Source organism: Salinicoccus hispanicus (assembly GCF_009831115.1).
GTDB classification, from domain to species: Bacteria; Bacillota; Bacilli; order Staphylococcales; family Salinicoccaceae; genus Salinicoccus; species Salinicoccus hispanicus.
Genome location: NZ_WUUK01000001.1, coordinates 245,519 through 259,983 on the forward strand (window position 1 = coordinate 245,519; position 14,465 = coordinate 259,983).

10 protein-coding genes and 1 riboswitch are annotated in these 14,465 nt (G+C 51.3%); all 10 genes read left to right on the plus strand.

Translation table 11 applies throughout. The annotated features are described in order from the left end of the window. Positions 1–84 precede the first annotated feature (84 nt). The 10 genes from GQ671_RS01180 to mutL all read left to right on the plus strand — a co-directional run bounded on the left by GQ671_RS01180 (position 85) and on the right by mutL (position 14,454). Positions 85–1,824 (plus strand): 2-oxoacid:acceptor oxidoreductase subunit alpha, encoded by a 1,740-nt coding sequence (locus GQ671_RS01180; protein WP_160651479.1) that lies wholly within the window; start codon positions 85–87, stop codon positions 1,822–1,824. Next, positions 1,824–2,690 (plus strand): 2-oxoacid:ferredoxin oxidoreductase subunit beta, encoded by an 867-nt coding sequence (locus GQ671_RS01185; protein WP_160651482.1) that lies wholly within the window; start codon positions 1,824–1,826, stop codon positions 2,688–2,690. Before GQ671_RS01180 ends, GQ671_RS01185 begins: the two co-directional genes overlap by 1 nt. Before the next feature lie 114 nt (positions 2,691–2,804). Continuing rightward, on the plus strand, positions 2,805–4,526 hold the full coding sequence (locus GQ671_RS01190) for an ABC transporter ATP-binding protein (RefSeq protein ID WP_160651485.1): 1,722 nt from the start codon (positions 2,805–2,807) through the stop codon (positions 4,524–4,526). Beyond that, on the plus strand, positions 4,519–6,342 hold the full coding sequence (locus GQ671_RS01195; RefSeq protein ID WP_160651487.1) for an ABC transporter ATP-binding protein: 1,824 nt from the start codon (positions 4,519–4,521) through the stop codon (positions 6,340–6,342). The genes GQ671_RS01190 and GQ671_RS01195 overlap by 8 nt, the downstream gene beginning before the upstream one ends. 48 nt (positions 6,343–6,390) lie before the next feature. Further along, positions 6,391–6,481: riboswitch (TPP riboswitch) on the plus strand. Between the two features lie 67 nt (positions 6,482–6,548). Continuing rightward, positions 6,549–7,127 (plus strand): ECF transporter S component, encoded by a 579-nt coding sequence (locus GQ671_RS01200; RefSeq protein ID WP_160651489.1) that lies wholly within the window; start codon positions 6,549–6,551, stop codon positions 7,125–7,127. 2 nt (positions 7,128–7,129) lie between these two features. Further along, positions 7,130–8,533, plus strand: a complete 1,404-nt coding sequence (locus GQ671_RS01205) for an ABC transporter ATP-binding protein (RefSeq protein WP_160651491.1) — start codon at positions 7,130–7,132, stop codon at positions 8,531–8,533. After that, complete coding sequence (locus tag GQ671_RS01210) at positions 8,526–9,317, plus strand: energy-coupling factor transporter transmembrane component T family protein (protein ID WP_160651493.1); 792 nt, start codon at positions 8,526–8,528, stop codon at positions 9,315–9,317. Before GQ671_RS01205 ends, GQ671_RS01210 begins: the two co-directional genes overlap by 8 nt. A gap of 138 nt (positions 9,318–9,455) precedes the next feature. Beyond that, positions 9,456–9,881, plus strand: coding sequence for a RicAFT regulatory complex protein RicA family protein (locus GQ671_RS01215; RefSeq protein WP_160651495.1), 426 nt, complete (start codon positions 9,456–9,458; stop codon positions 9,879–9,881). 150 nt (positions 9,882–10,031) lie between these two features. Beyond that, positions 10,032–12,554: a DNA mismatch repair protein MutS gene (gene mutS, locus GQ671_RS01220; protein WP_160651497.1), complete on the plus strand. Its 2,523-nt coding sequence runs from the start codon at positions 10,032–10,034 to the stop codon at positions 12,552–12,554. A gap of 1 nt (position 12,555) precedes the next feature. Further along, a complete protein-coding gene (gene mutL / locus GQ671_RS01225; protein ID WP_160651498.1) occupies positions 12,556–14,454 on the plus strand; it encodes a DNA mismatch repair endonuclease MutL in 1,899 nt (632 codons plus the stop codon). The last annotated feature ends 11 nt before the right edge of the window (positions 14,455–14,465 follow it).

The following is a 14,465-nucleotide window of genomic DNA, read 5'->3' on the forward strand; positions in this document are numbered from 1 at the left end:
TGATTTTCGTTCTGGGCATGTCCATATGATCGAAAACTGTCCTGAATTTTGGTATATTAGCATAAGGACAAGGAGGCAATGTGTATGAATGAACAATTGTCATGGAAAGTCGGTGGCCAGCAAGGCGAGGGCATTGAATCGACTGGAGAAATATTTTCAACCACACTGAATAGAATGGGCTATCACCTTTACAGCTACAGGCACTTTTCAAGCCGTATCAAAGGTGGCCATACAAATAATAATGTCAGAATTTCCACTAAAGAAGTAAGGGCGGTCAGCGACAACATCAATATTCTTGTTGCATTCGACCAGCAGACCATAGACCTGAACAGCCATGAGCTTGTTCAGGACGGCATCATTCTTGCCGACAGCAAATTCAGTCCTGAAAAAGATGAAAACCTGAATGTACAGCTTGTGTCCATTCCCTTTACAGAGACTGCCAAAGCACTTGGCAGCCAGCTGATGAAGAACATGGTGGCAATCGGTGCCAGCGCCAGGCTGATGAACCTTGAACTTCAGCCTTTCAAGGATATGATCTATACGATGTTCATCAGAAAAGGGCAGGAGATCGTCGATGCCAACCATGAAGCGCTGATCCAGGGCTATCAGCTGATGGATGATGAGATGGTGCGAATCAAGGGCGACTTTGAAATGCTGCCATCGGACAGCGAACCGCGCCTGTTCCTGATCGGCAACGATGCCATCAGTTTCGGTGCACTGAATGCAGGTGTAAGATTCATGGCGGCATATCCGATCACACCGGCGAGTGAGATCATGGAATATATGATCAACAACCTGCCGAAGGTCGGTGGCACTGTCATCCAGACGGAAGATGAAATCGCAGCAGTGACCATGGCGATCGGTTCCAACTACGCAGGTGCAAGAAGCTTCACCTCATCTGCAGGACCGGGTCTGTCACTCATGATGGAGTCGATTGGTCTTTCAGGCATGACGGAAACACCACTGGTCATCGTGGATACGATGCGCGGGGGACCATCGACGGGTCTGCCGACAAAACAGGAGCAGTCGGACCTCATGCAGATGATCTACGGCACACATGGAGATATTCCTAAAATCGTACTCGCACCTTCTGACGTTGAAGATGCATTCTACACAACGATAGAAGCATTCAACCTGGCCGAGTACTATCAGGTGCCGGTCATCATGCTGTCCGATCTGCAGATGTCACTCGGCAAACAGTCATCTGCGCCATTTGACGTTTCCAGGGTGGAAATCAACCGCGGCAAGACAATTACTGAAGATATTGAAGATCAGGCGGATGAGTACTTCGAACGCTATGGTGACGAGGAAGATGGCATATCGCATCGACCGATCCCGGGTATCAAGGGCGGCATCCACCATGTGACCGGCGTCGAGCACAGCCCGACCGGCACACCGAATGAAAGTCCGGAGAACCGCCAGGTGCAGATGGACAAGCGGATGCGTAAGCTGAAGGACTTTACGATGGAGGAACCATTCAAGGTCCAGGGCAATGTGGACAGCGATCTCCTGATACTCAGTTTCCTCAGTGTCAACGGCGTCGCCAGGGAAGCGGCCGAACGGATCGATGCGGATGTGACGACAGTCAATCTCAAGCAGATCCACCCGTTCCCGATCGATGCTTTGAGACCGTACCTCGATGGCGCCAAGGAGATACTCGTCATAGAGCAGAACTACAGTGCACAGCTGCAGAGCGTACTGAAGATGAACTATCCGGGACATGACAGAATCCGTTCCCACGTCAAATATGATGGCACGCCTTTCAAGCCTGAAGAGATTGAAACGCATATCAACTCGATTCTTAAAATAAAGGAAGTTATGTAATGGCGACATTCAAAGACTTTAGAAATAATATCAAACCGAACTGGTGCCCGGGCTGCGGAGACTTCAGTGTCCAGGCAGCCATACAGAAAGCGTGTGCTGCCAATGGGCTCGAGCCGGATGAGCTCGCTGTCATTACCGGCATCGGCTGCAGTGGCCGTCTGAGCGGGTATATCAAATCATACGGTTTCCACTCCACGCACGGACGCAGTCTTCCAGTGGCCCAAGGTGTCAAGATGGCAAATGATGATCTCACAGTCATCGCCTCCGGCGGGGATGGAGATGGCTTCGCAATCGGCATGGGACATACTGTCCATGCATTGAAAAGAAACATCGATATCACGTACATCGTCATGGACAATCAGGTCTACGGTCTGACCAAAGGGCAGACTTCCCCGTCCTCCGGCAAAGGGTTCGTCACGAAGACGACACCGGAAGGCTCCAAGGAGAATCCGATACAGCCGATCAGAACGGCACTGGCAAGTGGTGCAACGTTCGTTGCCCAGAGTGTCAGCTCGGACATCAAACAGCTGACGGCAATCATCCAGCAGGCGATGGATCACAAAGGATTCAGCTTCATCAACGTATTCAGTCCGTGTGTGACCTACAACAAGGTGAACACCTACGACTGGTTCAAGGAGAACCTGATACCCGTCGAGGATATCGAAGACTTTGATCATACGGATGCAAAGAATGCGATGCAGAACGTCATGGAGTATGACGGTCTTCTGAAGGGCATCATCTACCACGACCAGGAAGCAAAATCCTACCAGGAGAACATTGAAGGATATCTTGACCAGCCGCTCATCAAAAAAGAAATGACGCTGGAAAACGACACATTCGATGAACTGATGGCGGAATTCCGCTAGGTCATATGCCTGAAGCTTCGAGCTTCAGGTTTTTTTATTTTATCTATTAAAATAGTTTGAATTATGTCATAATTGGTTTAATACTTCGGTAACCGAAAGAAATGGGTGGAACAATTGCTGACAGTCTACAAATACGCGCTCAAATATAAGTGGTTCATCGCAGTAGCTCTCTTCTTCATGTTCATTGAACTGGCCGTAGAGCTGCTTCAGCCCTATCTGATCTCGAAAGTCATCGATGATGGCATCGTGGCACAGGATATAGATGCTGTATGGTTCTACCTGCTGATCATGTTCGGCATCAGCATGGCCGCCTTCATCAGCGGCATCATCAACTCCTACTTCTCCAGTCAGGTCGCCACGCGCTTCAGCTATGATATCCGGACGGCACTCTTCCGGAAGGTCCAGTATTTCACACTTGCGACGCTGTCCAAGTTTCCGACGTCAAGCCTCATCACGCGGATGACCCAGGACGTCCTGCAGACGGAAATGCTGCTCTACATGTCTTTACGCATCATTTTAAGGGCTCCGCTGCTCGTCATCGGATCCCTCATCATGTCGTTTGTCGTCAATCCGACGCTCGGCTTCTATCTGTCATTCCTGACACCGGTCCTTCTCATATTTCTTATCCTTACTGCACGCAAGGGCGGTCAGATATTCCTGCGTGTACAGAAACGTCTGGATAAGATCAACCGCTTCATCCAGCAGAATCTTGAAGCGGTGAGGCTGATCAAGGCGAATGATCGGGAAGAGTTCGAAATCAGCAAATTCAGCAAGGTGGCCGGCCGCCTGCGCGACGATACGGTCTATGCACTGAGGCTGATGGAATCCATCATGCCTGTACTGCTTCTGATCATCAACGGCAGTCTGCTCGTCGTGCTGTGGATGGCATCCGATCTGCTGCAGAGCAACAGTGTCGAAGTCGGTGAAGTGGTTGCGGTCATCAACTATGCACTTCGCATGCAGGGCGGCTTCTCCATGTTCGCCTTTATCATCATTGCATTCAGCCGTGCAAAAGCTTCCAGCGAACGGATGGAGGAAGTACTTGAGGCACCGGTTGCAGTGAACAACAACGAAGAAATAAGGAAGGTCGACCAGGCCGGTACAGTGAAGTTCGAAAATGTCTCCTTCAAGTATCCCGGTTCGACACGGTATGTCCTCCGCAACATCAATTTTGAAGTGAAAGAAAATGAAACACTCGTCATCATGGGAGGCACCGGGTCCGGCAAGAGTACGCTGCTCAGCCTGATTCCGAAAATGTACGATGTGAAAGAAGGAGATGTCTATATCAACGGCATCAATGCAAAAGACTGGAACGAGGATGACCTCAGGGAGACCATCGGCTACGTGCCGCAGTCCGCTGTACTGTTCTCGGGCAGTATTTTTGAGAATCTGCTGTGGGGCGATCTCGATGCAGGGGAGGCGGAAGTGTTCACCTCCACCCAGAAGGCGCAGATCCACAACTCGATCAATACTTTCGACCATCGCTACGAGACGCGTGTCGGCCAGAGAGGTGTGACGCTATCCGGCGGGCAGAAGCAGCGTCTGTCCATCGCCCGTGCCCTTGTCCGCAGACCGGGCATACTGATTTTGGACGACAGCACCTCAGCGCTTGATATACGCACGGAATCGGCGCTCTGGGAAGCAATCAAGGAAGAGGAGACGACACAGATCATCGTCACCCAGAAGGTGGTCACGGCCAAGATGGCTGATCGCATCCTTCTTCTCGATGGCGGAGAGATCAGTGCACTCGGACCGCATGAGACGCTGATGCAGGAGTCGTCTCTATATCGATCCATTGTTCAATCGCAGATGGAAGGGGGTCAGCTGGATGATTGATTTTATAAGAAGACCATTCGGCAATGAACCGGTCCTTCGAAAAGAGGAAATCGGACGCAAGAAGAAGAAGGAAGATCAGCGGGCCAATGATATATGGGGCACACTGAAAAGAATGTGGCGCTTCATCAATGAAGAGCGGGTGCTCCTCTATGCCATCATATTCCTCGTCACACTGACCAGTCTGCTCAGCATCACCGGTCCATTCCTCGTCGGCTACATTGTCGACAACTATTTTGTACAGGGGCAGCTCGATGGACTCGCTCCGATCCTGATGCTGCTGCTCGTAGTCTATGTACTGCTGTCTTCAACACAGTATATGGCTGCATTCATGATGGTCGGCCTATCGCAGCGCACGGTATACAAACTGCGCTCCAGACTGTTTTCACACATGCAGAAACTGCCGGTACGCTTCTATGACAAGCGTCAGCACGGTGAGCTGATGAGCCGGATGACAAACGATATCGAAACCATTTCACAGACGCTGAATACATCTTTCATCCAGTTTACGACGAGTGTCGTCACACTCATCGGTACAATCAGCGTCATGATCTACTTGAGTCCGCTTCTGACATTGCTCACAGTATTGATCATTCCGGTCCTGATTCTGGCAGTAGGCTTCATTACGAGGAGAACCGGACCACTCTATAAGAAACGCCAGCGGGCCACTGGTGAAATGAATGGCTATATCGAGGAGATGGTTTCCGGCCAGGAGATCGTCAAAGTATTCTCCCAGGAGGAGACGGCGATCAAAAACTTCAATGAGAAAGCCGGAAACCTCAGGGATATCACTTTCTGGGCATTCCTCTATGCCGGGTTCATTCCGAAAGTGATGAATATGCTCAACAACATCAGCTTTACGATTGTTGCGGGTGCCGGCGGGCTGCTTGCGCTTTCCGGCAATGGGCTGGTAACCATCGGAACGATCGTTGTATTCGCCGAGTACGCGAGACAGTTTACACGGCCGCTTGCCGACCTGTCCAACCAGTTCAACCAGGTGCTGTCGGCCATTGCAGGTGCCGAGCGCGTATTCGGAATCATGGATTCCGAAACTGAGAATGATGAAGGAAAGATCCAGGACAAAGTCATTGAAGGTGAGATCGAATTTGATGACGTATCCTTCTCCTATGATTCCGAGCAGAAGACGCCGACGATCAGAAATCTCAGCTTCAAAATAGAAGCCGGAGAATCTGTGGCACTGATCGGCGCGACAGGTGCAGGGAAGACGACTGTCATGCAGCTGCTCGCCCGGTTCTATGAAACAGATTCCGGTCAGGTCAGGATCGATGGAGATGATATCCTGGACTATGCACGTTCTGCCGTACGCTCACAGACGGCGTTTGTGCTGCAGGATCCATATCTTTTCGAGTCGACGATCAGAGAGAACATACGCTACGGCAAGCTCGATGCGACGGATGAAGATGTCATTGAAGCGGCAAAGCTTGCCAATGCCCATGATTTCATCGTCGAGCTTGAAAATGGCTATGATACCATTCTTGAAGCGGATGAAGGATTCATTTCCCAGGGTCAGAAGCAGCTGATTTCAATCGCCCGCGCACTGATTACGGATCCCGCCATCCTGCTACTGGATGAAGCGACAAGCAGCATCGATACCGTGACGGAGCTCAAGATCCAGGAAGCACTGGAGCGTCTCATGAAGGACCGCACCAGCATCATCATCGCCCACAGGCTCAACACGATCAAGGCGGTGGACAGGATCTTCGTCATGGACCTCGGTGAACTGGTCGAAAGCGGTTCGGAACAGGAACTGCTCGAGCTTGGGGGACGCTACTTCCAGATGGTCTCCGATAATAAATAGCTTCACAAAAGTCTGAAAATGTATTAAGATGGGTTCAACCGAATAAGAAACGACCACTAGGGGTGTCCATTTGGACTGAGAATCACCCTCATTACCTGATCTAGATCATACTAGCGTAGGGAAGTGGCATATTTTCCTACAAATATGCACACCACTCGCTAGTGGTGTGTTTTTTATTTGGAAAATATCTCTTGGAGGTTTTCGTCATGGTAAAAAGAAATGGACTGACACTGACTGATGTACTGGTCACAGTCGTCATTGCACTTGTATTTTCATTCATCTACTCGATATGGGGCGGTGTCTATACGGCACTTGAACCGCTGGGTCTGCACTTGAACCAGCTGCTCTATGGAATGTGGTTCATTGCGGCGGTGGTCGCCTATCTGATCATCAGGAAACCGGGGGTGGCGCTGATTGCTGAATTTGCGGCAGCTTCGGGTGAGACGATCGTGCTGCTGCAGTTCGACGTCATGCTGATCGTCTATGGACTGATCCAGGGTCTGGCGTGCGAGATTGTTTTTGCGATTGTAAAGTATAAGAGCACTTCGCTGATGGTCGCCGTCACTGCAGGAGTGGCAGCGGCGCTCTCCACACTGCCGCTCGACTGGTATTATGGCTACCTCGGCCAGCTCGCAACGTGGAATCTGCTGCTCATGTTCGGCTTCAGAGTGCTGAGTGGTGCACTCATAGCCGGCGGTCTTGCCCATCTGCTCTATCAGGGGCTGAAGGGAACCGGCGTACTGAAGCTTGTCGGTCGTAAAGTGCCCGCAGACGAAGGGTTATAGTAGTGGGCATCGCAGTCAGAAATCTCAGATTGAAGTTCCCGGAAGCACAGGCACGTCTGTTTACAGATCTTGATCTGAAAATAGAAGACGAGGAGAAGGTGCTGATCGTCGGTCCAAGCGGCTCGGGCAAGAGCACGCTCCTTAATGTGCTTGGCGGGCTCATTCCGAATGTCATCAACGTGCCGATGAAGGCTGATCAGCTGGCCCTTCCGGATTCCGCTGCCTATGTCTTCCAGGATCCGGATGCCCAGTTTACGATGCCGACAGTCGCTGAAGAGCTGGCATTCGTCATGGAGAACAGACAGGTCAGGGCAGAGGATATGGATCAGCAGCTCAAGGAGGCACTCGGTACGGTCGGCCTGGATGTCGATCCCATCACCGCCATCCAGACGCTGTCCGGCGGCATGAAGCAGAAGCTTGCCATTGCCAGCGCACTGCTGCAGCAGGCGGATACACTGTTTCTTGATGAGCCGACGAGCATGCTCGATGACGGTTCTGCATCGCATCTGTGGGAAACAATCCAGCAGATGTGGAAGGGTCGTACGGTAGTGATCATCGAGCATCGTGTAGAAGATATATGGGATAAGGTTGATCGTGTCATCCTCATGGATGATGCGGGGCGGATCGACAGGATGGCGTGCCCTGATGAAATGCTCAAGAATCATCGGGATGCACTTGATGCATTCGGCGTCTGGCATCCGGAGTCCTGGTGCAATGCGCCGGAGTTTTCCGAAATAGAAGCGCAGCCCGATGTACTGCTTGAAGCCAGGCACCTGATGGTCAATAGAGGAAGCAGACAGCTTTTGACCATCGATGCACTTGATATCAGAAAAGGCGAATGGATTACACTTGAAGGGGACAACGGAACAGGCAAGACAAGCCTGCTCCTTGCATTGATGAGACTCATTCCTTCAAAAGGGGACGTTCTTTTTAAAAATAGAAAGGTGAGGAAGCCGAAGCACTATGGAGGCGCACTCTATCCGGTATTCCAGAATCCTGAACTGCAGTTCATTACAAACACGGTCTTTGACGAGGTGTTCATCAACCTCGAGCTGCATTTCGACAAGGGAGAAGCTGAGCGGAGAGCCGGGGCATTGCTTGATAGGCTCGGTCTCGGCAAAGTGGGGCATCTGCATCCGCTCGAGATTTCAACAGGGCAGAAGCGGCGTCTGAGTGTAGCGACCGCAGCAGGCGGTATTCCTGAAATCATCATTCTGGACGAACCGACTTTCGGTCTTGACCAGCGTCATGCATTCCGGCTGCTTGAAATGCTGCATGATATGGTCAAGTCGGGCACGACCATCATCATGATCACCCACGATGAAGAAATCAAGGTACGGTATCCATCGAGAAGGCTGCGGATAGAAGAAGGAAAACTGGTGGAAGAAGCGGGATTTGATGCTTGAAGCAATCAGACATTACAGTACACCTGCCGATCAGGTCAATCCGCTCACCAAGATCCTGATTGCGGTCGGACTGTTCCTGACCGTCATATTCATCCATGATCCGAACCATCTCTTCCATCTTTCGATTCTGATGCTGATCCTGCTCGCCCTGCTGAGCGGTGTCAAAATACGGTATCTCGCACTGTTCACTGTCACCATCCTGTTTTTCGGAATGATCTCGAGCCTGTACATGATTTTCTACGGAGAAGGTACGACTACGCTACTACGCTTTGGCATCGTTCACATTACAGAGGAAAGTGCTGTGCGGGGCCTCCATATCATGATGCGCGGTGTCGTGCTGTCTTTCTTCGGCGCACTGATTGTGTTCACAACCAGATTGACGGACGTCTTCTACAGCATGATGCAGCAGGGCAGGCTCAAACCGAAGTTCGCCTACGCCTTCATGGCTGCGATCCGCATGGTGCCGATCATCGCAGGTGAGTATATGACACTGAGACGCGCCCGCAAAGTGAGGCGTCCATTGATCCACAGGAAATACATCAGCGGCTATAAAGGTTTCTCCACCACCATCATCACGCTTTTGAGCCAGAGCATCCGCCGGGCCTACCGCCTTGGCATTGCGATGGAATCGAAGGGTTTCGATGATGGAGCGAGAACATACTATCATCGGACGTCGTTCTCGGTACTCGACATCATTTTCATCATCGTCATCATTCTGACTGTCATTTCTGCCAGTGAGCTCGGTCAGTGGTACAGCCCATTTCCGACAAGGGATGCCAGATGAGATGGCAGCCAAATAGTTTTGAAATATGCAGTGAAAACATATATACTGATATAAGATTTGATTCACCGATGATTGTTGCGGATGATGAATGAATAATGCCGGTCCTCCGGTGTCAGAATATGAAAAGGTGGAAGCTCTATGTATACGAAAGACGATATTGTAAAAGAAGCAAAAGCGCTTGGCAGCATGATTGCAGAGACCGAGCAGGTCGATTTCTTCAAAAAAGCTGAAGCGAAGATTCACGAGAACAAGGATGTCCGTGAAAAGATGGCAAGTCTGAAAAGCCTTCAGAAACAGGCTGTCAACTTCCAGAACTATGGTAAGGAACGCGCCTACCAGATGACCGAGGAAAAGATCAGGAAGGTCGAAGCCGAGCTTGATGAAATGCCGATCGTCAACCAGTTCAAGGAGTCCCAGGGAGAAGTCAATGAGCTGCTCCAGATGGTTTCACACGCAATCAGCCAGACGGTGACAAATGAAGTCATCACTTCCACAGGCGGCGATATTCTCGAAGGTGAAACCGGGGCGGCCATGAAAAACATGCCGAACCAGGGCAATCACTAGTATCAGGCCATCAAAGGATCGCACATTCATGTGCGGTTCTTTTTTTGTTCCTCAAGTTCAGATAAAAAGAAAAAGAGTGCGGCTCGCAGTTCAACATGGATGCGGGCACGTGATATAATGCAATTATATTTTAGTAATGGAAGTGTTTAGATGGCTACAGTAACACCAATGATGCAGCAGTATTTGAATATCAAGGAGGAGTACCCAGATGTACTGCTCCTATACAGGATGGGGGATTTCTACGAACTGTTCTATGATGATGCGATCACTGCGAGCAAACTGCTCGAGATCACGCTGACGTCACGTGACAAGAAGAAGGATCCGATTCCGATGTGCGGCGTTCCCTATCATTCAGCGAAGGGCTATATCGAGCGCCTGATCGACCAGGGCTACAAGGTTGCCATCTGTGAACAGCTCGAAGACCCGAAGCAGACGAAGGGCATGGTGAAAAGGGGCGTGGTGCGGGTCATCACGCCGGGCACACTGATCGATGACTTCGGCATGGATGACGGCCGCAGCAACTATATTCTTGCACTGGATGAACAGGGCGGCTTTTTCAATGCATCCTATTCGGATATATCAACGGGGGAGATATCCGCATTCTGTACGGATGATCTGACAGTTCTGAAAAGTGAGATCGACCGGATCGGTCCGAGGGAGATTGTCATCGAGGAGAATATCCAGGGCATTCTGTCCGAACTGTATACAGACCCCCCGGTCAATACCCCGTTCACAAATGATGTGCATCATGCACTTGACTATGACCCGGCGATCACCGAAGGTGAAAAAAGGTCGCTGGATCTGCTCATCAGCTATATCCGTGCCCATAATATGCGAGATCTGAAGCATTTCAGAACAGTGGCAAAGCATCGCATCAAGGAGACGATGCAGCTCAACTATGCCGCCCTGTCCAACCTGGAGCTCCTCGAGAGCCTGCAGACCAAGAAGGCGAAAGGGTCGCTCTTCTGGTACATGAACCGGACCGAGACGCCGATGGGCAAGCGAAAGCTGAGAAAATGGATTGAGCGGCCGCTGCTCAGCCAGGAAGCCATCGGTGAACGTCAGAACGTGGTGGCTGTATTACTGGACCACTTCCTGGAAAGGGAGGATATCAGGCAGCTGCTCAATAACGTCTACGACATCGAGCGGCTCGTCGGACGCCTCAGTTTCGGCAACATCGATGCCAAGGATCTGGTCCAGATGCGGGATTCCCTGGCAGGGCTGCCGGCAATTCAGAGTATGCTTCAGCAGATCGGGCTGCTTGATACGCCTTTATTCAAATCTTTCGATACACTGCAGGATGTCCACACACTGCTCGAATCGAGCCTTGATGACACGCCGCCGAAGACGATACGCGAAGGCGGCATCTTCAAGGAAGGGTACAATGAAAAACTGGATGAATACCGCTATCTGTCCAATAATGGCAGAATATGGCTGAACGACTATATCGAGGGTGAGCGGGAGCGGACAGGCATCCGGAACATGAAGATCGGATTCAACAAGGTGTTCGGCTACTATATTGAAATTTCGAAGGGTAATGCTGTAAACTTCGATGCTGATCATTTTGAATACCACCGCAAGCAGACACTTACCAACGCTGAACGCTTCATTACACCTGAACTGAAGGAGATGGAGTCGAAGCTGCTCGGTGCCCAGGACGAAAGCATCATTCTCGAGTATGATCTCTTTGTCGAGCTTCGTGAGCAGATGGAGCAGTTCATTCCGAGGCTCCAGACGACAGCCGATATCATCAGTTCGCTCGACTGTCTCATCTCATTTGCGACCGTGGCGAATGAATACCGTCTGGTACGCCCTGAATTCAGTGACAGTACGCTGTCCATCAAGGAAGGCCGCCATCCCGTGGTCGAGAAGGTGATCGGCGAGAACACGTATGTACCGAACTCCCTCGACATGGACGAAGAGACGTTCATCTATCTGATCACAGGCCCGAACATGTCAGGTAAGAGTACGTATATGCGGCAGACGGCAATCATCAGCATCATGGCCCAGATGGGCATGTTTGTTCCTGCCGAGGCAGCCATACTGCCGATCTTCGATCAGATATTCACCCGCATCGGGGCGAGCGATGACCTGGCAAGCGGCAAATCGACATTCATGATCGAAATGATGGAGGCGAATGAGGCATTGCAGAACGCGACCGAAAACAGCCTCCTGATCTTCGACGAGATCGGGCGGGGGACCTCCACCTATGATGGGTTGTCGCTCGCCCAGTCGATGCTCGAATATATCCACGATCACATCGGCGCCAAGACACTCTTCTCAACGCACTATCACGAAATGACCCGTCTTGGAAATGAACTTGATCATCTGAAGAATGTCCACGTCAAGGCAACTGAATATGATGGCAAGCTGATTTTCCTCCACAAGGTGAAGCCCGGCCCGGTGGAGCGGAGCTACGGCATCCATGTGGCGCGTCTTGCCGAACTGCCGGATGAAGTGACAAAACGGGCACACGAACTGCTTAAAGGATTCGAGCAGGATGGACACGTCGTCGGCAGCGCACAGCTGTCGCTGCCGCTCGATGATACGGAGGCGGCAGAATCCCATCCCGTCATCGATAAGCTCAAGGCTGTCGATGTCAATGAGATGACGCCGCTTGATGCGATGATGAAGTTGCAGGAATTGAAAAACGAGCTTGAAGGCGAGTGGTGATATGGGTTCAATAAAAGTACTGGATAGTGCGATACAGAATAAGATAGCCGCCGGAGAAGTGGTTGAACGGCCGAGTTCGGTGGTCAAGGAACTGCTTGAGAATTCGATTGATGCCAATGCCAGGCAAGTGGAAGTATTCATAGAAGAATCGGGAATGAAGCAGATCCGCATCGTGGATGATGGGGATGGTATCCATCATTCGGATGGCCCACTCCTGTTCCAGAGGCACGCAACAAGCAAGATCGACACGGATTATGACCTGTTTCAGATCCGGTCCCTCGGCTTCCGTGGAGAGGCGCTGGCAAGTATTGGTGCAGTGGCGAAAGTGACGGTGGAAACGAATCATCTCGATGGCAACCCGGTGTTCATCCGATTCGAAGGCGGCAGACTGGTGGAACAGATTCCCGGCAAGGAACGGAAGGGGACGGATATCACCATTACCGACCTCTTCTACAATACACCGGCAAGGCTCAAGTACATGCGCTCGATGCGTACGGAGAGCGGCAAGATCATTGATGTCATCCAGCGCATGGCGCTGGCCTATCCGCGAGTCAGCTTCCGCCTCGTACTCGATCACAGTGAGAAGGTCATGACGAAAGGAAATGGCAATCTCAAGGAAGTCATCAGCGATATCTATGGATTGAACATCGCACGCCATGCGGTGTCATTCGAGGCTCAGGACTCGGATTTCCATATCCAGGGCTTCCTCATCCGTCCGGAGATCAACCGCAGCAATCGGAACTATCTCAATATTTCCGTCAACCGCCGGTTCATCCGGAGCTTCAGACTGTCGCAGGCTGTCATCAATGGCTACCACACACTGCTGCCGAAGGATAAATACCCCATTGCAATCATCGACATCACAATGGATCCGAAGCTTGTCGATGTCAACGTGCACCCGGCAAAAACAGAAGTCCGCTTCTCAAAGGAGAGGGAGCTGAACCAGCTGCTCGAGACGGCAGTCCGTTCGCGCATGAAGGACGAGATGCTCATCCCCGACATCACAAGAAAACCACCTGTATCCAGGCAGCAGACGACGCAGGGGACTCTTGATTTTTCGCATGAGGACAGGAGTCGGCCTGAAGCAAGGAAAACGGAGACAGACTGGCAGCAGCCTGCGACTTCTGATTTCAGTAAGGCTTCGACCGAGTACAGGGTGACTCCGAACAAGACGGTGCTGAATGAAACACGGGATGAGCCGGAACCGCCGCCAGAACGTCCGGTGCATGAAAAGCCCAGCCAACATCCGGCTGCAGAGAGGCAGCCTGCAACCGGTCACACATCAGAGACTGCCGAGAAAACGGTGGAAAGGGAGAAGCTGCCATATCTTGAAATCGTCGGCCAGCTCCATGGCACCTACATCATTCTCCAGAATGATACCGGCATGTATATGATGGATCAGCATGCTGCACAGGAACGCATCAAGTACGAGTACTATTCTGAAAACATCACCAGAGGGAAGACGGACAGTGTGCCGCTTCTGATTCCGTATACTTTCGAGTTTCCGATGAATGATATAATAGAAATTGATGATAGGCAAAAGCGCCTCCAGTCACTCGGCTTCGATATCGAGAAGACAGGCATCAGGCAGTATGCTGTGACGGCCTACCCGAACTGGATCGATGACAGGAACCCGGAGGCGGATATCGGGGAACTGATCCACTTCGTCTCTTCAAAGCCGGACTTCTCCGTCAACCAGTACAAGGAGGAGATGGCGATCATGATGAGCTGCAAGCAGTCCATCAAGGCGAATCATTACCTTGATCGGCCACAGATCGAGGGACTGCTTGAATCGCTCAGGGCATGCAGGTCACCTTATACGTGTCCACATGGCCGCCCGGTCATCATCCATATGAGCACTTACGAAATCGAGCGCATGTTCAACCGTATTATGAAGTAGGGAGGAAAAAG

Coding starts and splice junctions, on each gene's coding strand:
- GQ671_RS01215 (WP_160651495.1), top strand. CDS start 9,456: ATGTATACGAAAGACGATATTGTAAAAGAAGCAAAAGCGCTTGGCAGC.
- GQ671_RS01210 (WP_160651493.1), top strand. CDS start 8,526: ATGCTTGAAGCAATCAGACATTACAGTACACCTGCCGATCAGGTCAAT.
- GQ671_RS01180 (WP_160651479.1), top strand. CDS start 85: ATGAATGAACAATTGTCATGGAAAGTCGGTGGCCAGCAAGGCGAGGGC.
- mutL (WP_160651498.1), top strand. CDS start 12,556: ATGGGTTCAATAAAAGTACTGGATAGTGCGATACAGAATAAGATAGCC.
- mutS (WP_160651497.1), top strand. CDS start 10,032: ATGGCTACAGTAACACCAATGATGCAGCAGTATTTGAATATCAAGGAG.
- GQ671_RS01185 (WP_160651482.1), top strand. CDS start 1,824: ATGGCGACATTCAAAGACTTTAGAAATAATATCAAACCGAACTGGTGC.
- GQ671_RS01200 (WP_160651489.1), top strand. CDS start 6,549: ATGGTAAAAAGAAATGGACTGACACTGACTGATGTACTGGTCACAGTC.
- GQ671_RS01195 (WP_160651487.1), top strand. CDS start 4,519: ATGATTGATTTTATAAGAAGACCATTCGGCAATGAACCGGTCCTTCGA.